Consider the following 26,636-nt stretch of genomic DNA (forward strand, 5'->3'; position numbering starts at 1 on the left):
TCAGAACTGGAAATAGAGGAAGGGACTGTAGTTGCCGAATTTCGACACGCACAGGCCAAAAAGTAAAACGCATCCCACTGCCGTCAGCACCGTCGCAATGCGGTTGAGCGCAGGGCGTCCGGCCAGTGCGGCGACGGACGGGATCCAGCGGTCGAGCGTGATGGTCGGTGGCAACGCCAGGCAGATGACGAGGCCGACCAGCATCGTCTGGAAGAACTCGGGCTTGCGGAACGGCACCTTGAACTCGCCGAAAGCGCTCGGAATCACACCATGCATGCCCAGCATGCCTTTGTAGATCTCGATGGCCGCCGTCATGCTGTCGGCGCGGAAAACCACCCACGCCACCATCACGCACAGGAAGGTCACGAACCACCCGAGCAGTCGGCCAAGGCGGGACGAGCTTGTCTTGCCGCGCCGCACCGTGGCGTTCCAGAGGTGGTTGACCATGAGGAAGAGGCCGTGCAGCGCGCCCCAGATCACGAAGGTCCATGCGGCGCCGTGCCACAAGCCACCCAGCAGCATGGTGAGAAACAGGTTCAGGTAGCGCCTGGCCGGCCCCTTGCGGTTGCCGCCGAGCGGCACGTAGAGATAGTCGCGCAGGAAGTTCGACAGCGAGATGTGCCAGCGGCGCCAGAACTCGATGATGTTGGTCGACTTGTAGGGCGAGCGGAAGTTGAGCGGCAACTGCACGCCCATGCACAGGGACAGGCCGACGGCCATGTCCGAATAGCCCGAGAAGTCGAAATAGATCTGCAGCGTATAGGCAAGCACGCCGAGCCACGCGGTGTACAGGGAGGGCAGCACGCCCTCGTGCACGCCCTTGAACATCATGTCCGCATACTGCCCGAGCGGGTCGGCGATCAGCATCTTCTTGGCCAGCCCGAAGGTAAAGATGCCCAGGCCGAGCGCGATGTTGCTGGCGTTGATCCGGTAGGTGGCCGGATTGCCGAACTGCGGCATCATTTGCGCGTGGTGCAGCACCGGGCCGGCGATCAGGTGCGGAAAATAGGTGACGAACAGCACATAGTGGATGAAGCTGCGCTCATGCACTTTGCCCTGCCAGCAGTCGACCAGGAAGGCGATCTGGGTAAAGGTGTAGAACGAGATGCCGATCGGCAGCACGATATGCAGCAGCGGAATCTGCGAGAGGCCGGCCGCGGCCAAGCCGTCGTTCACATTCGAAACGAAGAAATTGGCGTACTTGAAAATTGCCAGCACGCCAAGGTTGACCACCAGCGCGATGATCAGCAGGGACTTTCGCTTGCGCTCGTCCCGTCCCGGGGCCGGTGTCAGGCGCAGGCCGAACCAATAGTTGATGCAGATCGACGCCAGCAGCAGCGGAAGGGCCTTGACGCTCCACCAGCCGTAGAAGAACAGCGACGCCAGGGCAAGGAATCCGGCGGCTGCCCGGGCGTTGCGCTTGCCGATCAGGAAGAAACCGATCAAGACCAGCGGGAAAAAGACAAAAATAAAGGGGTACGAATTGAAAAGCATCGCGGGGAATGGCACCCCTGTGAGCGCCTTCTCTGTCTTGATCGTTGTGCAGCCGCTGCTGCGGCAAGTCTCGAATTATCGCGTGGCGGGCAGAGCCCACAGCTTCCAGAGACTCCGCACCTCTCGGCCGAGTTCCTCCAGCGAGAGCGACTCGTTGAAAATGACCGCATCCGCGGCCGCCCTGCGCAAGGCGCGCGGAGCCTGCTGGGCGATCACCGCACTCACGGCTTCGGCGGTCCAGCCCGAGCGCGCGATGACACGGCGCAATTGGGTTTCTTCGGTCGCGTCGACCACCAGCACCCGGTCGACGTTGGCACGCCAGCGGCCCGATTCGACCAGGAGCGGCACATCGAAGACCACCGCCGCGTCCTGTCCTGCGGCAAGGGCCAGGCGCTCGGTTTCGGCGCCGATCAGCGGGTGCAGGATGGATTCCAGGCGCTTTTTGGCGCTGTTGTCGGCGAACACAAGTTGCCGCATGCCGGCGCGATCCAGCCCGCCGTCCGGCGCAATCACGGTGCGGCCAAACGCGGCTTCGATGGCCGGCATTGCAATGCCGCCGGCTTGCGCAATGCGGCGTGCAATGGCGTCGGTGTCGACCAGCACGGCGCCTTCGGCCACCAGCAGCGCGGCGACCGTGCTCTTGCCGCTTCCAATTCCGCCCGTCAAGCCGATGCGCCGCATCACGCGCTTTTCAACGGATCAGTGAGTCGAGCGGGAATGCGAAGGGAATCCATTGCCGCACGAGTTCAGGACCGGCGACGAGGCAAACCAGGCCCGCACCGGCGAGGAAAGGGCCGAACGCAATTGGAATGTCCTTGTGGGCCAGCTTGCCGACGACCCGCAGTGCCAGGCCGATCACGGCGCCCACCAACGATGAAACCAGCACGATGGCAATGAGGTAGTCGGCCCCGAGCCAGGCGCCCAGCGCAGCCAGCAATTTGAAGTCGCCATATCCCATGCCTTCCTTGCCCGTGGCCAGTCGATAGCCATGGTACACAAGCCAGAGGCTCAGGTAGCCGAACACCGCGCCCCAGACCGCCGCATTCAATGCAACGCCAGTCCAGCCCATGGCCGCGCCGATGAGCCCCAGCCAGAGCAGCGGGTAATTGAGCGAGTCCGGCAGGAACTGCGTATCGAAATCGATCAGGAACTGGCACACCAGGAGCGCCGCGAACGCCGCCCAGAGCGCGCCCGTGGGGGTCAGGCCGAAACGGTAGGCGCACAAGGCGAAAAGCGCGCCCGTGATCAGTTCGACCATCGGGTAGCGCGGGCTGATGGATGTCTTGCAGGCTGCGCAACGGCCCCGCAGCACCAGATAGCTCAGCACCGGAATGTTCTGGTACCAGCGGATCTTGTGCCCGCAAGCCCCGCAGCGCGAAGCTGGCCGGGCCAGGTCGAATGGCGGCAGGTTCTCGATGGCCACGGCTGCCTTGTCCGCGGCGGCTTCGAGCCCTGCGGGAGGCGCCGACTTTGGCCCGAAAACCAAGGCCCAAAGCGAGGGCGCATCCTTGGACGACATGAGATTGGCCACGGCGTCCGCAAGCCAACCGCGGTACATCATCACCGGCGTGCGGTAGATCACCACATTGAGAAAGCTGCCGACCAAGAGGCCCAACACACCCGCGAAAGCGGCGTCGAACTCCCGCGATACCAGCATCAAACCACTTGGCCCAGCTTGAAGATCGGCAGGTACATCGACACCACGATGCCGCCGATGATGGTGCCCAGGAACACGATGATGATGGGTTCCATCAGGCTCGAGAGGCCGGCCACCATGTCGTCCACTTCGGACTCGTAGAAGTCGGCGGCCTTGCCGAGCATGTGGTCGATGGAGCCGGACTCTTCACCGATGGCCGTCATCTGGATCACCATCGAGGGAAACAGGTTGACGTTGGTCATGGCCGTGGTGAGGCTGGTACCGGTCGAGACCTCTTGCTGGATCTTGGCCGTCGCGTCGCCGTAAACGGTGTTGCCCGAGGCGCCGCCCACTGAGTCGAGCGCTTCGACGAGCGGAACGCCGGCGGCAAACATGGTGGCCAGGGTGCGGGTCCAGCGGGCCACGCACGATTTTTCGATGAGAGTACCGAAGATCGGCACGCGCAAAAGTGCGCGGTCCATCACCCGCTGAACTTTTTCGTTGCGCTTCCACGCCTGCAGGAAGAAGTAGATGCCGCCGCCAATTCCACCGAAGATCAGCCACCAGTACGAGACGAAGAACTCACTGATGGCCATCACGAAGAGCGTGGGAGCGGGCAGGTCGGCACCGAAGGAGGTGAACACCTCCTTGAAAGCCGGAATCACAAAGATCATGATGATTGCCACCACGATAAACGCCACGACCACCACCGATGTGGGATACATGAGTGCCGACTTGATCTTCGACTTGATCGCTTCCGTCTTCTCCATGTAGGTGGCGAGGCGGTCCAACAGGTCTTCGAGGATACCGGCCGCTTCACCAGCCTCCACCAGGTTGCAATAGAGGTTATCGAAGTACTTCGGAAACTTGCGAAACGCCGCCGAAAGCGAGGTTCCGGTCTCCACGTCGCTTCGAATGTCGTTCAGCAACTTGGCAACGCTCGGGTTCGCGTTGCCACGGCCGACGATGTCGAACGACTGCAGCAGCGGGACGCCAGCTTTCATCATCGTTGCCAATTGGCGCGTGAAAATCGCGATGTCCTTGGGCTTGATGGACTTGCCCGAGCGCATGCGGCGCTTCTTGATCTTGGATGCAAGAACCCCCTGGCGCCGCAGTGCGGCCTGCACCTGGTTCTCGCCGGCGGCGCGGAGTTCGCCACGCACCAGCTTGCCATTGCGGTCCTTGCCTTCCCACTCGTAGACAAATTCCTTGAGTGTGTTTGAAGTGCGCTTGGATGCCACTGTTGCCATTCGATCTCCGATTTCTTGCGGTGTGTTCGTTATTCGTTGGTGACCGCCACCACTTCCTCGAGTGAGGTGAGGCCTTGCATGACTTTTCTGAGGCCCGACTGCCGCAGCGAGCGGACGCCCTCGGCCTCGGACTGGCGCGCAATGTCCAACGCGCTGCCGTCGCGCAGGATGATGGCCTGGATCGCTTCGGAGATCGGCATCACCTGGTAGATGCCGACGCGGCCCTTGTAGCCGCTATTGCACGCGGAGCAGCCGACCGGTCGATAGGGCTTCCAGGAGCCGTCGAGCTCTTCTTCCTTGAAGCCTGCATCGAGCAGGGTCTGGCGGGGCACATCTGCCGGCGCACGGCAGACGTGGCACAGGCGGCGGGCCAGCCGCTGCGCAGTGATCAGGATGACGCTCGAGGCGATGTTGAACGGCGCGATGCCCATGTTCCGCATGCGCGTGAGCGTGGTCGGCGCATCGTTGGTGTGTAGCGTCGACAGCACCAGGTGGCCCGTTTGCGCGGCCTTGATGGAGATGTCTGCGGTTTCGAGGTCGCGGATTTCGCCGACCATGATGATGTCGGGATCCTGCCGGAGGAAGGCACGCAGCGCGGCGGCGAACGTGAGTCCGGCACGTTCGTTGACGTTGACCTGGTTCACCCCGGGCAGGTTGATTTCGGACGGGTCTTCCGCCGTGGCAATGTTGACGCCGGGCTGGTTCAGCAAGTTCAGGCAGGTATAGAGCGAAACCGTCTTGCCCGAACCAGTGGGGCCCGTTACCAGCACCATGCCGTAGGGGCGGCCGATCGCGTTCAGCAGCCGTTCCTTTTCATCCGCGTCGTAACCGAGCGCATCGATGCCCAGGCGCGCGCTGCTCGGATCCAGAATACGGATCACGATCTTCTCGCCGAACAGCGTGGGCAGGGTGCTCACGCGAAAGTCGATCACGCGGTCCGGGCCGATCTTGAGCTTCATCCGCCCGTCTTGCGGAATGCGCTTTTCGGAGATGTCGAGCCGGGAGATAACCTTGATGCGCGAGGCCAGCTTGTCCTTGATGAGCGTGGGCGGGCTGGCAATTTCGCGCAGTTCGCCGTCGATGCGAAAGCGCACCCGATAGTTGTGCTCGTACGGCTCGAAGTGAATGTCCGATGCGCGCATGCTGACGCCGTCAAGCAGCATCTTGTGAAGGAAGCGAACGACCGGGGCATCCTCGACTTCGGCGATGGCCGCCTGTTCGTTCGTATCGCCCGAGGTGTCCGCCGTGACGTCGTCGAACTCGAAATCCCCGCCGCCGACGATATTGTTGAGGGTTTCCGACGCGCTGACCGCGGCCGCCTCGATCATGCGCGACAGCTTGTCGTACTCGGCAATGACCCAGTCCACGCCCATCTGGGATGCGAACTTGATCTTTTCCACCGCCTGCTGGTCCGAGGGGTCGGCTGTTGCAACAATAAGACGGTTGTTGCGCTTGCTGAGCACGACGATGCGGTACGCAAGGCACAGCTTGGGGTCGAGCAGGTCCTTGGGCAGGCGCTGGTGATCGATTGCGTCCAGATCGAGCAGCGGGGCGCCAAAGGCCGAAGAAAGCGTATGGGCCAGGTCCGCCGCCGAGACGGCGCCGCTGCCGGTCAGCTCCGCAATGAAGCTGGTGCGGCTGCTCAGCGACTTCTGATAGATGTCTTCCGCAGTTTTCGCGGGCAGCTTGCCGGCCGAGACGAGGGCGCGCGCAAGGCCTGGCAGGGCGATTTGCGTGTTTTCTTTAACAGGAAGTTCGGCGGCAGCCATTCAGCGAATTGCAAAAGATGTGAAAAAATGCTTCACGATCATCGCTGAACACCCGCGTCCTGTAAATCGCTACACAGCAACAGGCACGGGCATTATTGGTGCCAGCCTAAAAGACTGGTCGGGGTGAGAGGATTCGAACCTCCGGCCTCTACGTCCCGAACGTAGCGCTCTACCAGGCTAAGCTACACCCCGATTGGTTGCAAAAAAAGAGAAGTCGTCCTTGCCAACTCTTGTGAGGTGTTCAGGCACGTCGCTCAAGCAACTGAGCCGCCAATTGTAGCAAACCGTCGGCGTGCAAATTGGACGGAAAGTCGCGCAATGCGTGAATCGCGCGTTTCGCTTCGTCGGCGGCCGCGGCGCGCGATGCTTCGAGCGCCCCGGTGCTGTGGACGATTTCGACGATCTTTCCCAGCTGGGCGGTATCGCCTGCCTGGATTGCTGCACGTACCAGTTCGCCCTGGGCAGCGTTGCCGCGCTGCATGGCAAAGATCAGCGGCAGCGTGGTCTTGCCTTCACGGAGGTCGTCGCCCACATTCTTGCCTGTTTCGTGGGCATCGCCCGCGTAGTCGAGCACGTCGTCGATCACCTGGAATGCCGTGCCCAGCGCCTGGCCGTAGGTGGCGCAGGCCTCCTCGACTTCAGGTGTTGCACCGGCCAGAACGGCGGCAAGCCGCGTGCTGGCTTCGAAAAGCTTGGCGGTCTTGGAGCGGATCACGCGCAGGTAGGCCGCTTCATCCAACGATGCGTCGTGCATGTTCATCAACTGAAGCACTTCGCCTTCGGCGATCACGTTGGTTGCCTCGGCCAGAATTTGCATGATGCGCATGTTGTTTGCATCCAACATCATCTGGAAGGCGCGCGAGTACAGGAAGTCGCCGACCAGCACGCTGGCCGGATTTCCGAACGATTCGTTGGCCGTGGGGCGCCCGCGCCGCAGGGTCGATTCGTCGACGACATCATCGTGCAGCAGGGTGGCCGTGTGGATGAACTCCACCACGGCCGCGAGGTTGAAGCGCTGCTCGCCGGTGTATCCCAGCGCCCCCGACATGAGCAGCAGCAGTGCCGGCCGCAGGCGTTTGCCGCCCGCGGAGATGATGTATTTGGAAACCTGGCTGACCAGAGGCACGCCCGTATCGAGGCGCCGCGCGATCACACGGTCGACTTCGACCATGTCGCCGGCGATCAAATCCAGCACGGTGGCGGTGGGGGAGGTATCGGCGGCGTGAACTGGCAAGGCGTTTGCGCGCGGCGCGTCTGAGTACGGAAGGTAGCGGCGGCACAAGGCCGGAAGGCGCAGATTATAGGGACGAGCCGGAGGTCGTCCGGGGCCGGCCCGGGCCCAAACCATGTTAGCGCGTGCAAACCGTGCTAGAATCTAGGGCTCTGCGGAATTCGCCGTAGAGCTCATATTCCCAAGAGGTTCACATGTACGCGGTCATAAAAACCGGCGGCAAGCAGTATCGCGTTGCTTCCGGCGAAAAAATTAAAGTAGAACAGATTGCTGCGGATGTAGGCCAGGAAATCGTGATCGATCAGGTTCTCGCAGTCGGCAACGGCAGCGAAATCAAGGTTGGTACGCCCCTGGTGTCCGGCGCAACGGTGACAGTCACGGTACTGTCGCACGGCAAGCACGACAAGGTTCGCATCTTCAAGATGCGCCGTCGCAAGCACTATCAGAAACGTCAAGGCCATCGCCAGCAGTTCACCGAACTGCAAATCGGCGCGATCGCCGGCTAAGGAGAAGATTCCATGGCACAGAAAAAAGGCGGCGGCTCAACGCGAAACGGGCGCGATTCCAAGCCCAAGATGCTCGGTGTGAAGGCTTTCGGCGGCGAACTGATCAGCGCAGGCTCGATCATCGTGCGCCAGCGCGGCACCCAGTTCCACCCCGGCGTGAACGTCGGCGTGGGCAAGGACCACACGCTGTTCGCACTGGTCGACGGCCACGTGTCGTTCGGCGTCAAGGGCGCACTGAACAAGCACATGGTCAACGTGACCCCCGCGGCATAAGCCCAGGTCACTTCGATCAGCTCGAAGCCCCGCTTTGCCGGGGCTTCTTCATTTGTACACTGGATACCCCATGAAGTTCGTCGACGAAGCCTTCATCGACATCGCCGCAGGCGATGGCGGCAACGGCTGCGTGTCGTTCCGTCATGAAAAATACAAGGAATTCGGCGGCCCCAATGGCGGCGACGGCGGCCGCGGCGGCCACGTCTACGCGGTGGCCGATTCCAACCTCAACACCCTGGTCGACTTCCGCTACTCGCGCCGCCACGAGGCCAGGCGCGGTGAGCACGGCATGGGCTCCGACATGTTCGGCGCGGCCGGCGACGACATCATCCTGAAGATGCCCGTCGGCACCATCATCAGCGATGCCGAAACCGGCGAAGTGCTGTATGAGCTGCTGAAAGAGGGCGAGGTCATCACCATTGCCAAGGGTGGCGACGGCGGCTTCGGCAACATGCGCTTCAAGAGCGCCATCAACCGCGCGCCCCGGCAGAAAACGCCCGGCTGGCCCGGCGAGAAGAAAAGCCTCAAGCTCGAACTCAAGGTGCTTGCCGACGTCGGCCTGCTCGGCATGCCCAACGCGGGCAAGTCGACGCTGATCAGCGCCATCTCGAATGCGCGTCCGCGCATTGCGGACTACCCGTTCACCACGCTGCATCCGAATCTGGGCGTGGTTCGCGTCGGCCCGGAGCAGAGCTTCGTGGTGGCGGACCTTCCCGGCCTGATCGAAGGTGCTTCGGAAGGTGCCGGCCTGGGCCACCTGTTCCTGCGTCACCTGCAGCGCACCCGATTGCTGCTGCACGTGATCGATCTTGCGCCGTTCGACGAGTCCGTCGATCCCGTGGCACAGGCCAAGGCCATCGTCGGCGAGCTGAAGAAGTACGACACGGCGCTCTACGAGAAGCCGCGCTGGCTCGTGCTCAACAAGCTCGACATGGTGCCCGGCGACGAGCGTGCCGCGCGCATCAAGGACTTCGTGAAGCGCATGCGCTTCAAGGGCCCGGTGTTCGAGATCTCGGCGCTCACGCGCGAGGGCTGCGAGCATCTGGTGCAGGCGGTGTACCAGCACATCAAGGCGGAGCAGGTGGCTGAGCAAGTGCCGGCCGAAGTCGATCCGCGCTTTGCCGAACTGCCGCCAGATCCAAACTGAGCGCCGCGCGGCCTGGGCAGGGCATCCCTGATGCTCGCGTCGAGACGACCCGGCAGGCGCTCCAGAAAAAGCAGAACACGCACCATTCACGACGACTGACAGCGACAGCCTCAAATGACCTCGAATTCCGGATCCACTGCCCTGCGGGACGCCCGCCGAATCGTCGTCAAGGTGGGCTCGAGCCTCGTAACCAATGAGGGGCGGGGACTCGATGAGGCGGCCATCGGCGAATGGTGCCGCCAGCTTGCTGAACTCGTGCGTGATGGGCGCGAAGTCGTCATGGTGTCCAGCGGAGCCATTGCCGAAGGCATGAAGCGCCTCGGCTGGCGCACCCGGCCGCACGAAGTCCACGAACTCCAGGCGGCAGCGGCCGTCGGGCAGATGGGCTTGGCCCAGATGTACGAGACCAAGCTGCGCGAGAACGAAATGGGCAGTGCGCAGGTGCTGCTGACCCATGCCGACCTGGCCGACCGCGAGCGCTATCTCAATGCCCGTTCGACCCTTGTCACGCTGCTCAGGCTCGGCGTGGTGCCGGTCATCAACGAGAACGACACCGTCGTCGTCGACGAGATCAAGTTCGGCGACAACGACACGCTCGGCGCACTGGTGGCCAACCTGGTCGAGGCCGATGCGCTGGTCATCCTGACCGATCAAAAAGGGCTCTTCACTGCCGATCCACGCAAGGACCCGGACGCCAGCTTCGTGCACGAGGCGGCGGCGGGCGATCCGGCGCTCGAAGCCATGGCGGGCGGCGCAGGCTCCAGCCTCGGCCGCGGCGGCATGATCACCAAGATCCTGGCGGCCAAGCGCGCCGCCGGCTCTGGCGCCTCCACCGTGATTGCCTGGGGCCGCGAACCCGACGCCCTGTTGCGCCTTGCGCGTGGTGAACCCATCGGTACCCTGCTGGTTGCCCAGACCGCCAAGCACCAGGCCCGCAAGCGCTGGATGGCCGATCACCTGCAGTTGCGCGGCGCCGTGACCGTCGATGCCGGTGCGGCGGCCAAGGTGCGCGCCGAAGGCAAGAGCCTGCTGCCCATTGGCATGACGAGTGTCTCGGGCGAGTTTTCGCGCGGCGACGTGATTGCGGTTCGCGATACCGAAGGCCTGGAGCTGGCCCGCGGCTTGGCCAACTATTCGAGCGTCGAGGCGCGCCTGCTGTGCCGCAAGCCCTCGTCTGAATTCGAGCGCTTGCTGGGCTACGTGGCAGAGCCGGAAATGGTGCACCGCGACAACATGGTGCTGATGCCCAGCTGATCAAAAAAACGGGGCCCAAGGCCCCGTTACCGGTTTACTGGACTTCGCGAATCGGATTTCGCAGGTTCCGGACCATGTCCCCGACCGAATTGCGCGGCGCATTGCCGCGGCACAGCGCCTGGGTCGACAGCGCCCGGGCGTAGCGCGAGTTCAGGTTGTCTATGCGCTTCCACTCCGGCGTCTTGGTTTCCTGCCAGGTGCCGTTGTTGTAGCGGGCATAGCTCTTCAACTCCCCGGTCGAGCAGCGTACGCCTTCATAGAACGCGTTGGTGCCCCCGCCGTCGCGGTTCTGTGCCACCACCACGTAGCGCACGATGCCGTCCGGCGTGATTGCAATGGTGCTCGGGTCGACGCCGAATTTCAGCGTCATGTAGGGTGGCATCTCGATCGGCAGCAGACGGCTTTCGCTGAAAGCCGGCGGCGGAGGTACTGCGGTTTCGGCCCACTCGGTGTCCGACTCGGTTCGCTTGGGCGGCGGCGGCATGCCCGCCTGCGCCCAGTCGGGGTTGTCGGTGTCGTGAGCCCCTGATGCGCACCCCGCAAGCACGGCCACGCACAGGAGAAGCAGGGCGCGTTCAGCGTTGCGACGGAAGGAAAGGCGCTTTGTTGTTGGGAGAAGAAGGTTCATCGCTCACTGAAGGAATGTCGGGATGCGGATCGAAACTGCCGCCTGGCGGCAGGTCCAGGCCCGCGGGCGCGCCGCCGTCTGGCGTGTGGCGCTCGAACTCTCGGGCGCGCACATTGCTGCGCAGAAAACGGTTGCGGAAATCCTGCCGCGGCAGGTAGCGAGCGAGCTCGGTCAGTGCCATCTCGTAGACGCCGCGTTTGAATTCGACGACCACATCGAGCGGCACCCAGTAATCGTGCCATCGCCAGGCGTCGAACTCGGGGTGGTCGGTCGCGCGCAGGTTCAAGTCCCAGTCGTGACCGATCAATTGCAGCAAATACCAGATTTGCTTCTGGCCCTTGTAGTGGCCCCGTGCGTCACGGCGAATGAACCGATCCGGCACCTCGTAGCGCAACCAGTCACGGGTACGGGCCACGATGCGCACGTGCTCCGGATGGAGCCCGACTTCCTCGTGCAGTTCCCGGAACATGGCTTGTTCGGGACTTTCCCCGCGGTCTATGCCGCCTTGCGGAAACTGCCAGGAATGCGTGCGTATGCGTTTGCCCCAGAAAACCTGGTTTCTCTGGTTGAGCAGGATGATGCCGACGTTGGGCCTGAAGCCGTCCCGGTCGAGCATAATCAAACCCCAATTTTTGAACTGAGTCGATTATGCATGCCGGGTTGCGCTCGGCAAGCGGCCAGTTCGAGGCTCACGGGTTCCCGGAGGTCTCTTCCGGCGCCTGTTTTCCCTACGACTTTGAATCCACCAGCGCGATCCCGATGAAAGCTTCCCGATTTTTTGTCTCCACCCTCAAGGAAGCGCCGGCCGACGCCGAAGTCGCGAGCCACCGGCTCATGATGCGCGCCGGCATGATCAAGAAGCTCGGCACCGGCATCTATACCTACATGCCCATGGGCCTGCGCGTGATCCGCAAGGTCGAGGCCATCGTGCGCGAGGAAATGAACCGCGCCGGCGCGGTCGAGCTCACGATGCCCGTGGTGCAGCCGGCCGAGTTCTGGCAAGAGACCGGCCGCTTCGACAAGATGGGCCCCGAGCTGCTGCGCATCAAGGACCGGCACGACCGCGACTTCGTGGTCCAGCCGACCAGCGAAGAAGTGGTGACTGACATCGCGCGCCAGGAAATTCGCAGCTACAAGCAGCTGCCGAAGAATTTCTACCAGATCCAGACCAAGTTCCGGGACGAACGCCGTCCGCGCTTCGGCCTCATGCGTGGGCGCGAGTTCATCATGAAGGACGCCTACAGCTTCGACCGCGACCTGGACGCCGCCAAGGCCAGCTACCAGGTCATGGCCGATGCGTACCGCCGCATCTTCGACCGCTTCGGCCTGCGCTACCGTGCCGTGGCGGCCGACAGCGGCGCCATCGGCGGCGACCTGAGCGAAGAGTTCCAGGTGATTGCCGCGACCGGCGAAGACGCCATCGTCTATTGCCCCGACAGCAATTACGCCGCCAACATGGAAAAGGCCGAGGCGCTGCCGCCGGCCGGCCCGCGCCCGGCCGCGGCCAAGGCGCTCGACAAAACGCCCACTCCCGGCAAGAGCACCTGTGCCGACGTCGCAGAGCTCCTCGGCGTGCCGCTCTCCACCACCGTCAAGTCGCTGGTGCTGGCAACCGACATCGCCGATGAGGCCGGCAACCTGAAGGGTTCGCAAGTCTGGCTGCTGCTCTTGCGCGGCGACCACGACATGAATGAGATCAAGGTGAGCAAGGTGGCGGGCCTGGACAAGGGCTTCCGCTTCGCGACGCTGGCTGAAATCGACGAGCACTTCGGCTGCAAGCCCGGCTATCTCGGCCCCCTGAACCTCAAGAAGCCCGTCAAGCTCGTGGCAGACCGCGAAGTCGCCGTCATGGCCGACTGGATCACCGGCGCCAACGAAATCGACTTCCACATGACCGGCGTCAACTGGGGCCGCGACCTGCCCGAGCCCGAGCTGGTGGCCGACCTGCGCAACGTGGTGGCCGGCGACGCCTCGCCCGACGGCAAGGGCGTGCTCGCCATCGAGCGCGGCATCGAGGTCGGCCACGTCTTCGTGCTCGGCACCAAGTACAGCAAGGACATGAACGCCACGTACCTGGACGAAGGCGGCAAGCCGCAGTTTCTCGAGATGGGCTGCTATGGCATCGGCATCACGCGCCTGCCCGCTGCCGCCATCGAACAGAACCACGACGAGCGAGGCATCATCTGGCCGGACGCGCTGGCGCCCTTCACCGTGGTGGTCTGCCCGATCGGCATGGACCGCAGCCCCGAGGTCAAGGTGGCCGCCGAGGCGCTCTACGAGCAGCTGCTCGCAGCCGGCGTCGATGTGCTGCTCGACGACCGCGGCGAGCGCCCGGGCGCGATGTTCGCCGACTGGGAGCTGATCGGCGTGCCACACCGCGTGGTCATTTCCGACCGCGGCCTGAAGGAAGGCCAGCTCGAATACCAGCATCGCCGCGACACCGCGGCCACCAAGGTGCCGGCCGCCGGCATCGCCGAGTTCATCACCGGCAAGCTCGCGAAATGAGCGTGGAGGGCGGCCTCTCGCGACGCCAGTGCCTGGGCGCCGGCGCGGCGGCGGGTGCCCTCGCGGCACTGTCGCTGCCGCAGGCCGCCCATGCCGGTGCGCAGATCGAAGAGCCGCTGATCGATTCGGTGCGCACTGCGCTGAGCTCGGCCATCCACAACAAGGCGCCGCCGGTTCCGGAGTTTCCAAGCACCGAGGCTCGCCTGAACTATTTGCGCTGGCTCGGCGAAATGAGCGAGCGCCTCAAGAAAAAGATTGCCGACTGGCCCACGCGCAAGGAGTTCCTGCAGACCGTCTGGTACGAGAGCAAGCGCTCCGGCCTCGACGTGAGCCTGGTGCTGGGGCTCATCCAGGTCGAGAGCAACTTCCGCAAGTTCGCGGTGTCCAGCGCCGGTGCGCGAGGCTACATGCAGGTCATGCCGTTCTGGACCCGGGTGATCGGCGACAGCGATCCCGCCAAGCTGTTCCACATGCAGACCAACCTGCGCTTCGGCTGCGTCATCCTGCGCCACTACCTCGACCGCGAGCAGGGCGACCTGTACATGACGCTCGGCCGCTACAACGGCAGCCGCGGCAAGTCGCCGTACCCCAACGCCGTGTTTGCCAACCAGCGCCTCTGGACCTTCGTGGAGAAGGACCGCGCAGCCGCCTGATCGTGCGCGAAGACTGGGGGCGAGCTAAGTCCTTGTCACCATGACCTGGTCGATTCGGTAGCTGTCGACGTCCATCACCTCGAAGGTGTAGCCGCCCCAGCTCACGCTGTCGGTGCGCTTGGGCACGCGGCGCAGCATCACCATCAGGAAGCCGGCGAGCGTTTCGTATTCGTCCGAATGCGGCAGCTCGTCGATGTGCAATGCGCGCTGCACATCCTGGATCGGCGTCACGCCGTCGATCAACCATGAGTTCTCGTCGCGCTTCACGATCTGCTCTTCGTCGGGCATCGACACCAGGTCGCCCATGACCGTGCTCATCACGTCGTTGAGCGTGATGACGCCCACCACCAGGCTGTACTCGTTGACGATGATCGCGAAGTCTTCATGCGCCTGCTGGAACTGCTCGAGCACTTCAGTGAGCGAAAGCCGGTCGGGAACGACCAGTGCCTTATGCAGCGGCAATCCCTTGTCGAAGGCGAGCGGCTGGCCGCTCAGCACGCGCTGGAACATGTCCTTTGCATCGACATACCCAAGCACGTGATCGATGTCGCCGTCGCACACCGGATAGGCAGAAAAAGGCTCGGCCACGATGCGCGCCCGCAGCACCGATTCGGGGTCGTCGTGCAGAAACCAGGCGATGTTGTCGCGCACCGTCATCACGCTGCTCACCAGGCGCGTGTCCAGCTCGAACACGTTGGCGATCACCTGTTGTTCGCGCACCGCGAGCACGCCCGCGCGCGCGCCGGCCTCGGTCATGGCCAGGATGTCGGCCGAGGTGATCTTGTCGTCGCGCACGAGCGGCATGCCCAGCACCTTGAAGAGCATGTCGGTCGAACGGGTGAACAGCCACACCAGCGGCTTGAACGCCGTGATCAGCAGCAGCATCGGCCCGACCATGCGCACGGCGATGTTCTCCGGGTTGCTCATGCCGAGCCGCTTGGGGAACAGGTCGGCAAACACCAGGAACACCGCAATGACGATCACGAACGAGCACAGGAAGGCCACATTCGCCGAGGCTTCCACACTCAGCCAGTTTTCGAAGAAGCGCGCAAAGTAGGGGCTGAGCGAGCCCTCACCCACCACGCCGCCGAGAATGGCTACCGCGTTGAGGCCGATCTGCACCACCGTGAAGTAGTGGCCCGGTTGCTCCTGCACGCGCAGCACGCGCTCGGCCCGCGGGTCGCCGTCGTCGGCCATCTGGCGCAGGCGCAGGCGCCGCGAGGCGGCAAGGGTGATCTCGGCAAGTGAGAAGAATGCGCTCATCGCGATCAGCAAGACGATGATGAGCAGGCTTTGGGTCAGGGTCATGATGGCACTTCGAAGAGTGCCATGGTGCCATGACATGGCGCCCATTCCGTCGACTGCCGCTGAACCGGGCTTGCCCGGCTGCCGTAAAGCTAGACGCCGCCGTGCGGGTGGGTCGGATCGACCCAGAGCACCGATTCCGGTTTTTCCACCGGCTCGATGTCCAGGTTGACGGCCACCGCTTCGCCGTCGCTGCGGCACAGCACGCACTCGAGCGGCTCGGTCGCGCTGGCGTTGATTTCCTGGTGCGGCACGTAGGGCGGCACGTAGATGAAATCGCCCGGTCCCGCTTCGGCCGTGAACTCGAGCTTTTCACCCCAGCGCATGCGCGCGCGGCCACGCACGACGTAGATCACCGATTCGAGGTGCCCGTGGTGATGGGCACCTGTCTTGGCGTCGGCATGGATGGTGACGGTGCCCGCCCACAACTTTTGCGCACCGACACGGGCAAAGTTGATGGCTGCCGCCCGGTTCATGCCGGGCGTCTGCGCCGTGTTGACATCGAGCTGGTTGGCCGCGACCACGCGCACGCCATCGTGCTTCCAGGCCGGAGCAGCCTCGCCGTCGTGCGAGTGGCCGTCGCGATCGTGGCTCATGGCGGGCCTGAAGGAAGAATCAGGCGGGGTTGCTGCCGCCCAGCACTTGCTGCAGTTCGCCCGATTCGTACATCTCCATCATGATGTCCGAGCCGCCCACGAATTCGCCCTTCACGTAGAGCTGGGGAATCGTCGGCCAGTTGCTGTATTCCTTGATGCCCTGGCGGATGCCGTCGTCCTCGAGCACGTTGACGGTCTTGAGCGTCTTGGTGTCGACGCCGACGGCCTTGAGGATCTGGATTGCACGGCCCGAAAAGCCGCACATCGGAAAGCTCGCGTTGCCCTTCATGAAGAGCACGAGGTCGTTGGTCTTGACGAGGTCGTCGATGCGTTGTTGAGCGTCGGACATGGGGACTCCTGAAAAAGTGGGCTTGAGGGGATTATTTCACCGGGCGCCAGATTCCGCCGGAACAGCGCGCGATGCCGGCAAGGTCATCGCGGCTTTGGACTTCCGCGAAACCGCGTGCTCCCAGCAACTGGCGCACGGCCGCTGCCTGGTCGTGGCCGTGTTCCAGCAGCAGCCAACCGCCCTCGGCAAGGTGCGACGGGGCGTTCTGCACGATCTGGCGGATGTCGTCGAGCCCGTCGACCCCCGCCACCAGCGCGGCCAGAGGCTCGTGCCCGAGCGCGGGCAGATGCGGATCGCCGACCGCGATGTAAGGCGGGTTGCTTGCAATGACTGCGTAGCCGCCGGCCGCACCTTCCAGCCAATGGGCCTGGCTGAAACGTACCGCAAGTCCAAGGCGCTCGGCATTGGCCCGGGCAACGGCCAGCGCATCGGCGCTGGCATCGACAGCGTCGACCTGCGCATCCGGCCGCGCGTGCTGCAGCGCCAGCGCGATGGCACCGCTGCCGGTGCCCAGGTCGAGCACGCGCGGAGCCTCGCGGCCGTCGAGGCACTCCAGGGCCCAGTCGACCAGTGTTTCGGTGTCGGGGCGTGGCACCAGCACCCGCGCGTCCACCTGCAGGGCAAGACCGTGAAACTCTTTTTCGCCGAGCAGGTAGGCCACCGGCTCGCCCGCCAGCCGGCGCGACAGCCGTTCCGCGAGCGCGGACCACGCCGCATCGGACATGGCATCGGTGTCATGCGCCAGCAGCCATGCGCGGTCGTGCGCCGCGCGGCCCAGCGTGTGCAGCAGCAGCAACTGCGCGTCGAGCCTGTCCACGCCCAGCGCCACCGCCGCAGCCAGCGCCTGCGCCACGGTGGTCGGCGTGGTGGCAGCCGTCATCGTCACGCCGGCAGGCTCGATTCGAGCTCGGCCAATTGCTCGGCCTCGCGCGCAGCGCGCAGGGCATCCAGCACGTCTCCGAGGTCGCCCTCCATGATGGCCAGCAGCTTGTAGAGCGTGAGGTTGATGCGGTGATCGGTCAGCCGGCCCTGCGGAAAGTTGTAGGTGCGAATGCGGTCCGAGCGGTCGCCGCTCCCGATAAGGCCCTTGCGCATGGCGGCGTCCTTGGCGGCGCGCTCGCTGCGCTCCTTCTCCTGGATGCGCGCGGAGAGCACCTGCAGCGCCTTCGCCTTGTTGCGGTGCTGGCTGCGGTCATCCTGGCATTCGGCCACGATGCCGGTCGGAATGTGCGTGATGCGCACGGCCGAGTCGGTCTTGTTGATGTGCTGGCCGCCGGCGCCGCTCGCGCGGTAGGTGTCGATGCGCAGGTCGGCCGGGTTGATCTGCACCGCCACCGTTTCGTCGGGCTCGGCCAGCACGGCCACCGTGCAGGCGCTGGTGTGGATGCGGCCCTGGGTTTCGGTGGCCGGCACGCGCTGCACGCGATGGCCGCCCGACTCGAACCGAAGGTGCCCGAACACGTCATTGCCGACGATGCGGATCACCACTTCCTTGTAGCCGCCGAGCTCGCTTTCGCTTTCGCTCACCACTTCGCAGCGCCAGCCGGCGCGCTCGCAATAGCGCGTGTACATGCGCAGCAGGTCGCCCGCGAACAGGGCCGATTCGTCGCCACCCGTGCCCGCGCGAATTTCGAGGAACGCGTTGCGCGCGTCGTCCGGGTCTTTTGGCAGCAGCAGGCGCTGCAGCTCTTCCTCGAGCTGGACCAGCTCGGCCTCGGCACCGGCGATTTCTTCTTGCGCCATCTCGGCCATGTCCCGGTCGCCGAGCATTTCGCGCGCGCCGGCAATGTCGGCTTCGCGCTGCTTGTAGCGTTCGAAGCGGCCCGCGATCTGCGTGATTTCGGCATGCTCGCGCGAGATGGTGCGGTACTGCGCCATGTCGCTCATGATGTCTTCGCGCGACAGCAGAAAGTCGAGTTCGCCGAGGCGCTGCGCGTAGCGCTCGAGTTGGTGGCGCAGAAAAGGTTTCACGTCGAAAAATGCCGAGGAAGAATAGGGGAGTGCGGCTCGCGGCGGCAAGGCGCAGGATGGCCGCGGCAACAACGGGCCGGGCCGGCGGCGGCAAGCGTCGCTAACGCTCTTTGCGCAGGAAGAGCCGCGAAATCGTCTGGGCCGTCTGCTCGCGCGAAGCCGCGTCGCCCGCATGCAGTTCGGCCAGCGCGCCGTGCAGCATCTTCTGCGTGAGCCCGCGCGACATGGCTTCGAGCACCGCATCGACCGATTCGCCCTTGGCCAGCAGCTTGCGGGCGCGGGCCATTTCGGCCGCCCGCCATTCATCGGTCTGGGCGTTGAGCTGCTGGATGAGCGGCACCGTGCCGCGCTGGCCGAGCCAGTGCATGAAGCTCTGCACACCTGCGTCGATGATCACTTCGGCTTGCGCCACCGCGGCCTGCCGGTTGGCCTGGCCTTGCTGCACCACCTGCGCGAGATCGTCCACGGTGTAGAGATAGATGTCTTCGAGCGCTTTCACCTCGGGCTCGATGTCGCGCGGCACCGCCAGGTCGACCATGAACATCGGGCGGTGCTTGCGCGCCTTGAGCGCGCGTTCCACCGCGCCCAGGCCGATGATCGGCAGGGTGCTGGCGGTGCAGCTCACCACAATGTCGAATTCTGCGAGCCGGCTCGGCAGGTCGGCCAGCCGCATGGCTTCTCCGCCAAAGCGCGAGGCCAGCTTTTCGCCGCGCTCGAGCGTGCGGTTGGCAATGGCAATCGTTTTCGGGTCCTTGGCCGCGAAGTGCGTGGCGGCCAGGTCGATCATTTCGCCCGCGCCTACAAACAGCACGCGCGTCTGGTGCAGGTCCTCGAAGAGCTGGCCGGCCAGCCGGACCGCGGCGGCCGCCATGCTGATGGAATGCGCGCCGATCTCGGTGGCGGTACGCACTTCTTTGGCAACCGCGAAAGACCGCTGGAACAGCTGGTTGAGCGTGCTGCCGAGCGCGCCGGCGGTTTCGGCGGCGCGCACGGCGTCTTTCATCTGCCCGAGGATCTGGGCTTCGCCGAGCACCATGGAGTCGAGCCCGCTGGCCACCCGGAAGGCATGGCGCGCAGCCTCGTCGTCGTGCAGCGTGTAGGAGTGCGAGCGCAGCAGCGCCGGTGCCACGCCACCGTTTTCGGCCAGCCAGCCAAGCGTATGGTCGAGCGCGGCGTGTTCGGCGGCGCAATAGATCTCGGTGCGGTTGCAGGTCGAGATGATGGCGGCCTCGACCTGTGGATGCCGGCCGGAGGCGAACGAACTGCGCAAACTCTGCAGCGTGGGTGCCAGCTGATCGAGCGCGAACGCAAAACGACCGCGCAGATCGAGCGGCGCGGTCGTGTGGTTCAACCCAAGGGTCCAGACTGACATATCTCCTGATTATAAAATCAGCACGAGCTGCGCGGCTGCCAAGGGGTTTGCCGCATACCCAGCAACACGAAGAAGGGCGCCCCAGGCGCCCTTGCTTTATCTGGCGCTTCCCGCCTTGCCCAACCCCTTCTCCTGGCGCCTTCCATGTCCCTGCTGGCTCTACTCAACCATCTGCTCAACTTTGTGGCGCCTGCCTTGGCCGTCGGTTTCATGTGCGCGCTGGCGGGCCGGGTCTTTGGCCGCCGGGCGGGTGCGCCGGCCTGGTGGATCCAGGGGGCAGTCAACTTCGGCGTGGGCACGTTGGTGCTCCTGGCCGGGCTGGTCTTTTCTGGTCGTGATGGCGCGATGATCACCTACGCAGCGCTTGTGCTGGCCTGCGCTACAAGCCAATGGACGGTGTCGAAAAGTTGGCAGAAATAGGTCGGTGCCAAAACAATTGTTACGCGTTGCGTGTCAAGATGTTACTTAGGTTAATATATTAATTGGAGTGGTAATTTTTCACACCTGAGAACGATTTTTGGCGAACTGCCTTGACCATCAGGGCAAGTGAGCCTTTGGACGGTATAGATGTATTTGCATCCTCTTCTTGCCAGCGTTCCCCAGGACGAACGGGCAGCGTTTGTCCAGCGGATCGAACTTCGTTCCTACCGCCGAAACGAGGTTGTGCTGGGTGCGGATGACTGGACAGACCGTGTCTATTGCGTGGCCACCGGCCTGTTGCGGGTGGTGGTGCAAGGCAGCGAAGACAGCGGCGACGTCACCACCGATTTCATCAGGCAGGACGATCTCTTCCTGAATGCCGCCCCCATCGAGGAGCGATACCAGCCGGGCGCAACGCTCATCGCAGCTCTGCCCACCTCTCTTTACCTGGTGCCCGCACTCGAACTGCGCGCGCTGTGCGATCGGCATCCGGCCGTGACGATGGGGCTGCTCGAAGTCGTGATGAAGCGCACCACGGTGCTGCGCAGGCAGATCCGGCAGATTTCATCGGCTTCGTCCGAGCGGCTCATCAGCCGCATCCTCCATGAGCTCACCGTGCTGGCGCCGGGCACCGGCGGGGGCTACGACAAGCGGATCACGCAGTCGGTCATCGCCTCTTATTCAGGGCTCTCCCGGATGCAGGTCAACAAGACCATGCGGGACCTGGAGCGCCGCGGCCTGGTCAGGAGAGACGAGCACGGCGTCTACGTGCCCCCGCACTTCGCATCGTCGGACTTTCAGGAGCTTGCACCGGGAGAGGCGAGCACCCCGCCGGCAAACCCGCCCGCCGGCGAGGTGGGCCCGTCCTTCTTCTCGGAATTGTTCGAAGAGCCCAAGCCGGGCAAGCCCCGCAAGGGTTGAACGCGGTCAACCCACCGCCAAGCGGGTTCCCATGCCGCTCGCGGGCTTGCGGATTCCGTTCGGTCCGTAGAAGGGCTGGGCGCTGGCCTGCAGGTAATGCAGCGCGTTTTGCGTGAAATCGAGCTGGCTGTACACCATCGAGCCATTGCGGCGGTTGTCGGCCCTGGCTTGCTGGGCAAGTTCGACCAGGGCAGTCCAGGCGGCCAGCGACGCCTCGCCATCGGCGGCCGCAGCCGCATCGGCGCCTGCACGGCCGGGTTCGAAGCCGCGCGCCACCTGGGCCGCCTCGCGGGCCTGGTCGAGTGCCGCCATGCGATCGAGCAGGCCTGTCTTGCGTTCGGTCAAAAGGGGCAGCTCCGCAAAACGGCCGTTCTTCATGGCGTCTGCTTCCTGGCCGAGCAGGGACAGGAATTCTTCTACGCAGGATTTCTCGGCCAACAGGTGAACCAGCATGGCGGTTACAGCTTTCCGTTTTCTTGCAGCAGTTCGCGCACGCTGCTCAGCAGGCCGCGGGCGATTCGGTCGGGATGAATTTCGTAGCGCCCGGCCCGGATGTCCTCGCGGATGGCGGCCACGCGTGCTGCGTCGAAATCGGCATTGAGCGCTTCGGGCAGCGAATGCACCTGTCCCGTCGAGAGCTGCACCACGTCCTTGCCACCCTGGGCGGCTTCGGTGCCGCTGGCTGGCGATGACGATGCGCCCTTTTTCGTTCGGGTGAGCGGTGTGGCCGACGGGGCAGATGGATCGATTTTCAAGATGGTTCCTCAAAGGGCTGCCTTGTGTATCGGCAGTTCGGGCCGAAACTTTAGGGCATGGCGCACTGCGCCGTGAATTCGGCTACTGCGCCAGCCGTACCTGGCCTTCCTCGTCGGCCACGCCACTGACCAGGCGGCCGTCCAGGGTCTTGGCCCGCACGGTGGCACCCGCCCCGGCGCTGGTCATTGCGCGGGCCTCGGTACTCACACTGTAGCCCGGCCCGGCGGCAACCACCTTGACCGTCTGGCCTTGCTGGATCACCGAGACGCCGCGAACCATTTCGCGCCGCAGCGGCGCCCCCGATGCAATGCGGTTGGCCGCCACCACGCCTTCGAGTTCCGAAGCGTCTGTAACCACCGAACGGGGCAGCGCCGTGAGATCGCCGTTGCGGGCGGCAAAGTCGCCGGCGCCCAAGGGCTTTCCGGTGTCGATGTTCTGCAGCGCGACGAAGTAGCGGCCCTCTACCGCGACATGGGCCAGCACAAAGCGCGTCCAGGGCTTTTGCTCCGAATGGCAGCGCAAGCCCACCGACACGCGCCCCCAGGCAGCGGCGCCGCGCGGCAGAAAAGCCTCGAGCGCATCGCACGGCGGCAGCGGGCCGGAGCCCGGAGCCTCCACGCGGATGCTGACCTTGCCCGGCAGCCCGGCGGTTTGCGCCTGCAGCAACTTGTCCGCGGCGGCGCGCGCGTCGCCTGCAAGTGGCGCCGCGGCAACGGATGTGGCCGCTGCGAGTCCTGCCGCCAAGGCTGGCAGCACGATCTTCAGGAGGCGCTTGTGGGAGTGGGTTTTTTCCATCATGGGTGCCCGGCAATTCTAGGAAGACGCACCCGATCCGAAGATTCGAAGTGCACGCCAAATGCCCCTTTGTTCGGGCCATTGCGAAAGCAGTGCATGCATAGACTCGCTTTCCATCAGTCGCCATGCCCACCTGGGACGCGATGCCACCAATGATGGAAAAACATGATCGACAAGCTGGATGCGGCGCTGCGCTTCAACCGCGAAGCACTCAACCTCCGGGCACAGCGCCAGGAAGTGCTGGCCGCCAACATCGCACACGCCGACACGCCCAACTACAAGGCGCGTGACTTCGATTTTTCGAGCCGCCTCACGCAAGCGGTAGAGCAGGGCCGTGGAGGCCAATCGGTGCAGATGGCCGCCACGTCGCCCCGCCACATCCAGGGCCAGGGCTCGTCGATGCCCGACCGGGATTTGCTGTACCGCGTGCCGAGCCAACCCAGCATTGACGGAAACACCGTCGAGATGGATGCCGAACGCATCAACTTTGCCGACAACGCGCTGCGCTACGAAGCCAACCTCACGGTGGTCAGCGCCAAGATCAAGTCGCTGCTCGCCGCGGCGCAATAAGCACAGGAGAGACACGCATGCCGCATCCCAGCGCATCCATGAACATCTTCAGCGTGGCGGGTTCCGCCATGTCCGCGCAGTCGCAGCGCATGAACGTGACCGCGAGCAACCTGGCCAACGCCGAAAGCGTGGCCGGCCCCGACGGCAAGCCCTACCGCGCCAAGCAGGTCGTGTTCGAAGTGGCCTCCTCCGGCCCCGGCCAGCAGGACATCGGAGGCGTGAAGGTGGCCCGCGTGGTCGAAGACGCCTCGCCGCTCAAGATGGTCTTCGACCCCAAGAGCCCGCATGCCAACCCCGAAGGCTACGTGTCGATGCCCAACGTCAACGTGGTCGAGGAGATGACCAACATGATCTCCGCCTCCCGCAACTACCAGGCCAACGTCGAGGTGCTGAACACCGCCAAGACCCTCATGGTCAAGACGCTGAGCATCGGCCAGTAACCCGTACATCCACACCACAAGCCATGGCCATTTCCGACACCTCCTCCATCACCGGGCTCAACGCAGCCACGGCCGCTTCCAGCGCCGGCAACACCTCCGAAGTGGACAGCGAGCAGCGCTTCCTCAAGCTGCTGGTCACGCAACTCAACAACCAGGACCCGCTCAACCCGATGGAGAACGCCGAGCTCACCAGCCAGCTCGCGCAGATGAGCACCGTGAGCGGCATCGAGCGGCTCAACGCGGCGCTGAGCGGCCTGGTGAACCAGACCGGTACCAACCAGGTGCTGCAGGCGGCATCGCTCATTGGCTACAACGTGCTGTCGCCGGGCAACACCATCGGCACCACCGAACCCAAGGCCGGCGAAGAGCCGGCGGCCGTGCCCTTTGCGGTGCAGCTGCCGGGTACGGCCGGCAACGTCGAGGTGAAGATCGTCAATGCCGCCGGCAACACCGTGCGCACGATGTCGCTCGGCTCCATGACTGAAGGCGTCAATGCGGTCAGCTGGGACGGCAAGGCCGACGACGGCACCGTGGCGGCCCCCGGCTCTTACACCTTCACGGTCTCGGCCAGCAACAACGGCACCGACGTGAAAGCCACCTCTCTGGTCTTCTCGCAAGTGGCTGCCGTCAAGCAAGGCGCCGACGGCATCACGCTCGAGCTGATGTCGGGCAACAGCATCGGCCTGGCCGATGTGCGCATGTTCCTCTGAGCAACCCGGCATGCGTTCTTCATCGGCAGCGGCCCTCGCGCCGCAAGCCATTTCCATTTCTTCCTCGCACTGAAACAAGGATTCGATCATGGGCTTTTCCCAAGGCATCAGCGGCTTGTCCGCAGCCGCCGCCAACCTGGACGTCATCGGCAACAACATCGCCAACTCAAATACCGTGGGCTTCAAGTCGGGCGCGGCCACGTTCCAGGACGTGTATGCGGGCTCGCGCGTCGGCCTCGGCGTTGCGGTGTCGGGCATCGTGCAGAACTTCACGCAGGGTTCGGTGCAAACCAGCAGCCGCCCCCTGGACATCGCCATCCTCAACGGCGACGGCTTCTTCCGCCTCAGCAGCCCGAGCGGTGAGGTGATGTATTCGCGCAATGGCCAGTTCACGCGCGACAAGGACGGCTTCATCGTCAACGCCGCCGGCCTGCGCCTGACGGGCTACGGCGTTTCGGCCACCGGCGGCCTCGACGGCGGCACGCCCGGCCCGCTGCAGGTCCAGACCACGGCCATGAGCCCGAAGGCCACCACTGCCATAGACGCCACCTTCAATCTGGACATGCGCGAAGCAGTGCCCACCAAGACGCCGTTCTCTCCGACCGATTCGGACACCTTCAACTATTCGAACGCGCTCGGCCCCATCTTCGATTCGCTCGGCGCCCCGCATGAGCTTGGCGTCTTCTTCGTGAAGACCGGCGCCAACGCCTGGAACGTGTACGGCGCGGCCGACGGCACCGCGCTCAACGGTGGCGCGCCCATCTCGGCGATGACCTTCGACGGCAACGGCAACCTGCTCACGCCCGCGGGCGGCTCGATCACCTTGCCGGCAATGAACTTCGGCAACGGCTCGGTGGCGCTGAATGCCACGGTGGACCTCTCGGGCACCACGCAGTTCGGCAACGCCAACGAAATCAAGACGCTCAAGCAGGACGGCTTCACCTCGGGCACGCTGACCTCGTTCTCGATCAACCCCGACGGCACCATCACCGGCAAGTTCTCCAACGAGCAGACCACGCTGATGGGCCAGGTCGTGCTGACGTCGTTCGCCAACCCCAACGGCCTGGAGCCCAAGGGCGAGAACGTCTGGGGCGAAACGCTGGCTTCGGGCCAGCCGCTCACTGGCACGCCGGGTGCAGGCACCAAGCAGGGTTCGCTCGCCTCCGGCGCGCTGGAGGCCTCCAACGTCGACCTGACCTCCGAGCTGGTCAACCTCATCGTCGCGCAGCGCAGCTACCAGGCCAACGCGCAGACGGTGAAGACGCAGGATCAGGTCGTCCAGACGCTGATCAACATCCGCTGAGTAGCTTATGGACCGCATGCTGTATGTCGCCATGAGCGGCGCCAAGCAGGCCATGGAGCAGCAAGCCTCCGTTGCCAACAACATGGCGAACGCCTCGACACCCGGGTTCCGCGCGCAGATCAACAGCTTTCGCGCAGTGCCGGTCACCGATGGCGGCCCGGACGCGACGACCCGCTCCTACGTGGTTGCCACCACGCCGGGTGCCGACTTCAGCCATGGTCCGCTCACCGAAACCGGCCGCGCACTCGATGTCGCGGTGCACGGCGACGGCTGGCTCGTGGTGCAGACGCCGGACGGCGGCGAGGCCTACACCCGCGTGGGCAACCTGCAGGTCAATGCCGAAGGCCAGCTCACCACCATGGGCTCGCGCCCGGTGCTCGGCGATGCCGGCGCACTTGTGGTGCCGCCCGGCTCCGCCGTCTCCATTGCAGCCAACGGCCTTGTCACGGCGCGCGGCGCCGGAGACCCGGCCATCGGCATTGCCGAGGTGGGCCGCCTGAAGCTGGTCAACCCGCCCACGGCCGACCTGGTGCGTGGTGCCGACGGCCTGTTTCGCATGCGCGAGGGCCTGCCGCCCGCTGAAGCCGATGCCGCTGTCTCAGTGACCACCGGCGCCGTCGAGGGCAGCAACGTCAACGGCGTGGAGGCCATGGTGGCCATGATCGCCAACGCCCGCAGCTTCGAAATGCAGATGAAGTCGATGCGCACCGCGGACGACAACGCGCAATCGGCCAACAAGCTGCTGGCGTACGGCTAAGCCTGCGCCTCACATAACTCCCAAG

At 64.5% G+C, this 26,636-nt stretch carries 30 protein-coding genes and 1 tRNA gene; 13 read left to right on the forward strand and 18 right to left on the reverse strand.

Annotated elements, in window-relative coordinates:
- The 7 genes from QHG62_RS13205 to QHG62_RS13235 all read right to left on the reverse strand — a co-directional run bounded on the left by QHG62_RS13205 (position 1) and on the right by QHG62_RS13235 (position 7,383).
- Positions 1-1,494, reverse strand: a complete 1,494-nt coding sequence (locus QHG62_RS13205; RefSeq protein WP_432445610.1) for an MBOAT family O-acyltransferase — start codon at positions 1,492-1,494, stop codon at positions 1-3.
- Between the two features lie 75 nt (positions 1,495-1,569).
- Entirely contained in the window at positions 1,570-2,175 is a 606-nt protein-coding gene (gene coaE, locus QHG62_RS13210) for a dephospho-CoA kinase (protein ID WP_281151618.1), read from the reverse strand.
- Positions 2,176-2,185: 10 nt separating this feature from the next.
- Positions 2,186-3,151, reverse strand: a complete 966-nt coding sequence (locus QHG62_RS13215) for a prepilin peptidase (RefSeq protein ID WP_281151284.1) — start codon at positions 3,149-3,151, stop codon at positions 2,186-2,188.
- Entirely contained in the window at positions 3,151-4,380 is a 1,230-nt protein-coding gene (locus QHG62_RS13220; RefSeq protein WP_281151285.1) for a type II secretion system F family protein, read from the reverse strand. Before QHG62_RS13220 ends, QHG62_RS13215 begins: the two co-directional genes overlap by 1 nt.
- 29 nt (positions 4,381-4,409) lie before the next feature.
- Complete coding sequence (pilB, locus tag QHG62_RS13225) at positions 4,410-6,149, reverse strand: type IV-A pilus assembly ATPase PilB (protein ID WP_281151286.1); 1,740 nt, start codon at positions 6,147-6,149, stop codon at positions 4,410-4,412.
- Between the two features lie 115 nt (positions 6,150-6,264).
- A tRNA-Pro gene (locus QHG62_RS13230) sits at positions 6,265-6,341 on the reverse strand.
- A gap of 49 nt (positions 6,342-6,390) precedes the next feature.
- Positions 6,391-7,383: a polyprenyl synthetase family protein gene (locus QHG62_RS13235; RefSeq protein ID WP_281151620.1), complete on the reverse strand. Its 993-nt coding sequence runs from the start codon at positions 7,381-7,383 to the stop codon at positions 6,391-6,393.
- 191 nt (positions 7,384-7,574) lie between these two features.
- Here QHG62_RS13235 and rplU point away from each other — a divergent pair, with 191 nt between their 5' ends.
- The 4 genes from rplU to proB all read left to right on the forward strand — a co-directional run bounded on the left by rplU (position 7,575) and on the right by proB (position 10,560).
- Positions 7,575-7,886, forward strand: coding sequence for a 50S ribosomal protein L21 (rplU, locus tag QHG62_RS13240; RefSeq protein WP_028259151.1), 312 nt, complete (start codon positions 7,575-7,577; stop codon positions 7,884-7,886).
- A gap of 12 nt (positions 7,887-7,898) precedes the next feature.
- Positions 7,899-8,159, forward strand: coding sequence for a 50S ribosomal protein L27 (gene rpmA, locus QHG62_RS13245; RefSeq protein WP_028259150.1), 261 nt, complete (start codon positions 7,899-7,901; stop codon positions 8,157-8,159).
- Positions 8,160-8,229: 70 nt separating this feature from the next.
- A complete protein-coding gene (cgtA, locus tag QHG62_RS13250; protein ID WP_281151288.1) occupies positions 8,230-9,306 on the forward strand; it encodes an Obg family GTPase CgtA in 1,077 nt (358 codons plus the stop codon).
- A 114-nt stretch (positions 9,307-9,420) separates the two neighbouring features.
- The gene (gene proB / locus QHG62_RS13255) at positions 9,421-10,560 is read left to right on the forward strand and encodes a glutamate 5-kinase (protein ID WP_281151289.1); all 1,140 of its coding nucleotides are present in this window, start codon (positions 9,421-9,423) and stop codon (positions 10,558-10,560) included.
- A gap of 34 nt (positions 10,561-10,594) precedes the next feature.
- On the opposite strand, the gene QHG62_RS13260 is transcribed toward proB, so the two are convergent.
- Both QHG62_RS13260 and QHG62_RS13265 read right to left on the reverse strand, forming a co-directional pair.
- Positions 10,595-11,188 carry a CNP1-like family protein gene (locus QHG62_RS13260; protein ID WP_281151290.1) on the reverse strand — a complete coding sequence of 198 codons (594 nt, stop codon included), beginning with the start codon at positions 11,186-11,188 and terminating at the stop codon, positions 10,595-10,597.
- Positions 11,136-11,804 carry an RNA pyrophosphohydrolase gene (locus QHG62_RS13265; protein WP_281151622.1) on the reverse strand — a complete coding sequence of 223 codons (669 nt, stop codon included), beginning with the start codon at positions 11,802-11,804 and terminating at the stop codon, positions 11,136-11,138. The genes QHG62_RS13260 and QHG62_RS13265 overlap by 53 nt, the downstream gene beginning before the upstream one ends.
- Positions 11,805-11,947: 143 nt before the next feature.
- Here QHG62_RS13265 and QHG62_RS13270 point away from each other — a divergent pair, with 143 nt between their 5' ends.
- Both QHG62_RS13270 and QHG62_RS13275 read left to right on the forward strand, forming a co-directional pair.
- Complete coding sequence (locus tag QHG62_RS13270; RefSeq protein ID WP_281151291.1) at positions 11,948-13,693, forward strand: proline--tRNA ligase; 1,746 nt, start codon at positions 11,948-11,950, stop codon at positions 13,691-13,693.
- Entirely contained in the window at positions 13,690-14,346 is a 657-nt protein-coding gene (locus QHG62_RS13275; RefSeq protein ID WP_281151292.1) for a lytic transglycosylase domain-containing protein, read from the forward strand. The genes QHG62_RS13270 and QHG62_RS13275 overlap by 4 nt, the downstream gene beginning before the upstream one ends.
- Positions 14,347-14,370: 24 nt before the next feature.
- Here QHG62_RS13275 and QHG62_RS13280 read toward each other — a convergent pair whose 3' ends face one another.
- The 6 genes from QHG62_RS13280 to hemA all read right to left on the reverse strand — a co-directional run bounded on the left by QHG62_RS13280 (position 14,371) and on the right by hemA (position 19,939).
- Positions 14,371-15,654: a hemolysin family protein gene (locus QHG62_RS13280; RefSeq protein ID WP_281151293.1), complete on the reverse strand. Its 1,284-nt coding sequence runs from the start codon at positions 15,652-15,654 to the stop codon at positions 14,371-14,373.
- A gap of 89 nt (positions 15,655-15,743) precedes the next feature.
- Positions 15,744-16,247: a cupin domain-containing protein gene (locus tag QHG62_RS13285; protein WP_281151294.1), complete on the reverse strand. Its 504-nt coding sequence runs from the start codon at positions 16,245-16,247 to the stop codon at positions 15,744-15,746.
- 19 nt (positions 16,248-16,266) lie between these two features.
- Positions 16,267-16,596 carry a Grx4 family monothiol glutaredoxin gene (gene grxD, locus QHG62_RS13290; protein WP_124960760.1) on the reverse strand — a complete coding sequence of 110 codons (330 nt, stop codon included), beginning with the start codon at positions 16,594-16,596 and terminating at the stop codon, positions 16,267-16,269.
- Positions 16,597-16,627: 31 nt separating this feature from the next.
- A complete protein-coding gene (gene prmC / locus QHG62_RS13295; RefSeq protein ID WP_281151624.1) occupies positions 16,628-17,476 on the reverse strand; it encodes a peptide chain release factor N(5)-glutamine methyltransferase in 849 nt (282 codons plus the stop codon).
- 2 nt (positions 17,477-17,478) lie between these two features.
- Entirely contained in the window at positions 17,479-18,567 is a 1,089-nt protein-coding gene (gene prfA / locus QHG62_RS13300) for a peptide chain release factor 1 (protein WP_281151295.1), read from the reverse strand.
- A gap of 100 nt (positions 18,568-18,667) precedes the next feature.
- On the reverse strand, positions 18,668-19,939 hold the full coding sequence (hemA, locus tag QHG62_RS13305) for a glutamyl-tRNA reductase (RefSeq protein ID WP_281151296.1): 1,272 nt from the start codon (positions 19,937-19,939) through the stop codon (positions 18,668-18,670).
- A gap of 144 nt (positions 19,940-20,083) precedes the next feature.
- On the opposite strand from hemA, the gene QHG62_RS13310 reads away from it, so the two are divergent.
- A complete protein-coding gene (locus QHG62_RS13310; protein WP_281151297.1) occupies positions 20,084-20,359 on the forward strand; it encodes a hypothetical protein in 276 nt (91 codons plus the stop codon).
- A gap of 147 nt (positions 20,360-20,506) precedes the next feature.
- On the forward strand, positions 20,507-21,280 hold the full coding sequence (locus QHG62_RS13315) for a Crp/Fnr family transcriptional regulator (protein WP_281151298.1): 774 nt from the start codon (positions 20,507-20,509) through the stop codon (positions 21,278-21,280).
- 6 nt (positions 21,281-21,286) lie between these two features.
- Here the strand turns inward: QHG62_RS13315 and QHG62_RS13320 are convergent, their stop codons facing one another.
- The 3 genes from QHG62_RS13320 to flgA all read right to left on the reverse strand — a co-directional run bounded on the left by QHG62_RS13320 (position 21,287) and on the right by flgA (position 22,834).
- Positions 21,287-21,733, reverse strand: a complete 447-nt coding sequence (locus tag QHG62_RS13320) for a flagella synthesis protein FlgN (protein WP_281151299.1) — start codon at positions 21,731-21,733, stop codon at positions 21,287-21,289.
- Between the two features lie 5 nt (positions 21,734-21,738).
- Positions 21,739-22,035 carry a flagellar biosynthesis anti-sigma factor FlgM gene (flgM, locus tag QHG62_RS13325; protein WP_281151300.1) on the reverse strand — a complete coding sequence of 99 codons (297 nt, stop codon included), beginning with the start codon at positions 22,033-22,035 and terminating at the stop codon, positions 21,739-21,741.
- An 82-nt stretch (positions 22,036-22,117) separates the two neighbouring features.
- Entirely contained in the window at positions 22,118-22,834 is a 717-nt protein-coding gene (gene flgA, locus QHG62_RS13330) for a flagellar basal body P-ring formation chaperone FlgA (RefSeq protein WP_281151301.1), read from the reverse strand.
- Between the two features lie 162 nt (positions 22,835-22,996).
- Between flgA and flgB the strand changes: the two genes are divergently transcribed.
- The 5 genes from flgB to QHG62_RS13355 all read left to right on the forward strand — a co-directional run bounded on the left by flgB (position 22,997) and on the right by QHG62_RS13355 (position 26,611).
- Complete coding sequence (flgB, locus tag QHG62_RS13335) at positions 22,997-23,401, forward strand: flagellar basal body rod protein FlgB (RefSeq protein ID WP_281151302.1); 405 nt, start codon at positions 22,997-22,999, stop codon at positions 23,399-23,401.
- 17 nt (positions 23,402-23,418) lie between these two features.
- Positions 23,419-23,841 carry a flagellar basal body rod protein FlgC gene (gene flgC / locus QHG62_RS13340; RefSeq protein ID WP_281151303.1) on the forward strand — a complete coding sequence of 141 codons (423 nt, stop codon included), beginning with the start codon at positions 23,419-23,421 and terminating at the stop codon, positions 23,839-23,841.
- A 23-nt stretch (positions 23,842-23,864) separates the two neighbouring features.
- A complete protein-coding gene (locus QHG62_RS13345) occupies positions 23,865-24,551 on the forward strand; it encodes a flagellar hook assembly protein FlgD (protein ID WP_281151304.1) in 687 nt (228 codons plus the stop codon).
- Between the two features lie 88 nt (positions 24,552-24,639).
- The gene (flgE, locus tag QHG62_RS13350; protein WP_281151305.1) at positions 24,640-25,854 is read left to right on the forward strand and encodes a flagellar hook protein FlgE; all 1,215 of its coding nucleotides are present in this window, start codon (positions 24,640-24,642) and stop codon (positions 25,852-25,854) included.
- Positions 25,855-25,861: 7 nt separating this feature from the next.
- A complete protein-coding gene (locus QHG62_RS13355) occupies positions 25,862-26,611 on the forward strand; it encodes a flagellar basal body rod protein FlgF (RefSeq protein WP_281151306.1) in 750 nt (249 codons plus the stop codon).
- The last annotated feature ends 25 nt before the right edge of the window (positions 26,612-26,636 follow it).

The organism is Variovorax paradoxus (assembly GCF_029919115.1).
In the GTDB taxonomy this organism is placed as follows: Bacteria; Pseudomonadota; Gammaproteobacteria; order Burkholderiales; family Burkholderiaceae_C; genus Variovorax; species Variovorax paradoxus_O.

Bases quoted from the DNA above. Each gene is read 5' to 3' on its own strand.
- QHG62_RS13205 (WP_432445610.1), bottom strand. From the start codon at position 1,494: ATGCTTTTCAATTCGTACCCCTTTATTTTTGTCTTTTTCCCGCTGGTC.
- coaE (WP_281151618.1), bottom strand. From the start codon at position 2,175: ATGCGGCGCATCGGCTTGACGGGCGGAATTGGAAGCGGCAAGAGCACG.
- QHG62_RS13215 (WP_281151284.1), bottom strand. From the start codon at position 3,151: ATGCTGGTATCGCGGGAGTTCGACGCCGCTTTCGCGGGTGTGTTGGGC.
- QHG62_RS13220 (WP_281151285.1), bottom strand. From the start codon at position 4,380: ATGGCAACAGTGGCATCCAAGCGCACTTCAAACACACTCAAGGAATTT.
- pilB (WP_281151286.1), bottom strand. From the start codon at position 6,149: ATGGCTGCCGCCGAACTTCCTGTTAAAGAAAACACGCAAATCGCCCTG.
- rplU (WP_028259151.1), top strand. From the start codon at position 7,575: ATGTACGCGGTCATAAAAACCGGCGGCAAGCAGTATCGCGTTGCTTCC.
- rpmA (WP_028259150.1), top strand. From the start codon at position 7,899: ATGGCACAGAAAAAAGGCGGCGGCTCAACGCGAAACGGGCGCGATTCC.
- cgtA (WP_281151288.1), top strand. From the start codon at position 8,230: ATGAAGTTCGTCGACGAAGCCTTCATCGACATCGCCGCAGGCGATGGC.
- proB (WP_281151289.1), top strand. From the start codon at position 9,421: ATGACCTCGAATTCCGGATCCACTGCCCTGCGGGACGCCCGCCGAATC.
- QHG62_RS13260 (WP_281151290.1), bottom strand. From the start codon at position 11,188: ATGAACCTTCTTCTCCCAACAACAAAGCGCCTTTCCTTCCGTCGCAAC.
- QHG62_RS13265 (WP_281151622.1), bottom strand. From the start codon at position 11,804: ATGCTCGACCGGGACGGCTTCAGGCCCAACGTCGGCATCATCCTGCTC.
- QHG62_RS13270 (WP_281151291.1), top strand. From the start codon at position 11,948: ATGAAAGCTTCCCGATTTTTTGTCTCCACCCTCAAGGAAGCGCCGGCC.
- QHG62_RS13275 (WP_281151292.1), top strand. From the start codon at position 13,690: ATGAGCGTGGAGGGCGGCCTCTCGCGACGCCAGTGCCTGGGCGCCGGC.
- QHG62_RS13280 (WP_281151293.1), bottom strand. From the start codon at position 15,654: ATGACCCTGACCCAAAGCCTGCTCATCATCGTCTTGCTGATCGCGATG.
- QHG62_RS13285 (WP_281151294.1), bottom strand. From the start codon at position 16,247: ATGAGCCACGATCGCGACGGCCACTCGCACGACGGCGAGGCTGCTCCG.
- grxD (WP_124960760.1), bottom strand. From the start codon at position 16,596: ATGTCCGACGCTCAACAACGCATCGACGACCTCGTCAAGACCAACGAC.
- prmC (WP_281151624.1), bottom strand. From the start codon at position 17,476: ATGACGGCTGCCACCACGCCGACCACCGTGGCGCAGGCGCTGGCTGCG.
- hemA (WP_281151296.1), bottom strand. From the start codon at position 19,939: ATGTCAGTCTGGACCCTTGGGTTGAACCACACGACCGCGCCGCTCGAT.
- QHG62_RS13310 (WP_281151297.1), top strand. From the start codon at position 20,084: ATGTCCCTGCTGGCTCTACTCAACCATCTGCTCAACTTTGTGGCGCCT.
- QHG62_RS13315 (WP_281151298.1), top strand. From the start codon at position 20,507: ATGTATTTGCATCCTCTTCTTGCCAGCGTTCCCCAGGACGAACGGGCA.
- QHG62_RS13320 (WP_281151299.1), bottom strand. From the start codon at position 21,733: ATGCTGGTTCACCTGTTGGCCGAGAAATCCTGCGTAGAAGAATTCCTG.
- flgA (WP_281151301.1), bottom strand. From the start codon at position 22,834: ATGATGGAAAAAACCCACTCCCACAAGCGCCTCCTGAAGATCGTGCTG.
- flgB (WP_281151302.1), top strand. From the start codon at position 22,997: ATGATCGACAAGCTGGATGCGGCGCTGCGCTTCAACCGCGAAGCACTC.
- flgC (WP_281151303.1), top strand. From the start codon at position 23,419: ATGCCGCATCCCAGCGCATCCATGAACATCTTCAGCGTGGCGGGTTCC.
- QHG62_RS13345 (WP_281151304.1), top strand. From the start codon at position 23,865: ATGGCCATTTCCGACACCTCCTCCATCACCGGGCTCAACGCAGCCACG.
- flgE (WP_281151305.1), top strand. From the start codon at position 24,640: ATGGGCTTTTCCCAAGGCATCAGCGGCTTGTCCGCAGCCGCCGCCAAC.
- QHG62_RS13355 (WP_281151306.1), top strand. From the start codon at position 25,862: ATGGACCGCATGCTGTATGTCGCCATGAGCGGCGCCAAGCAGGCCATG.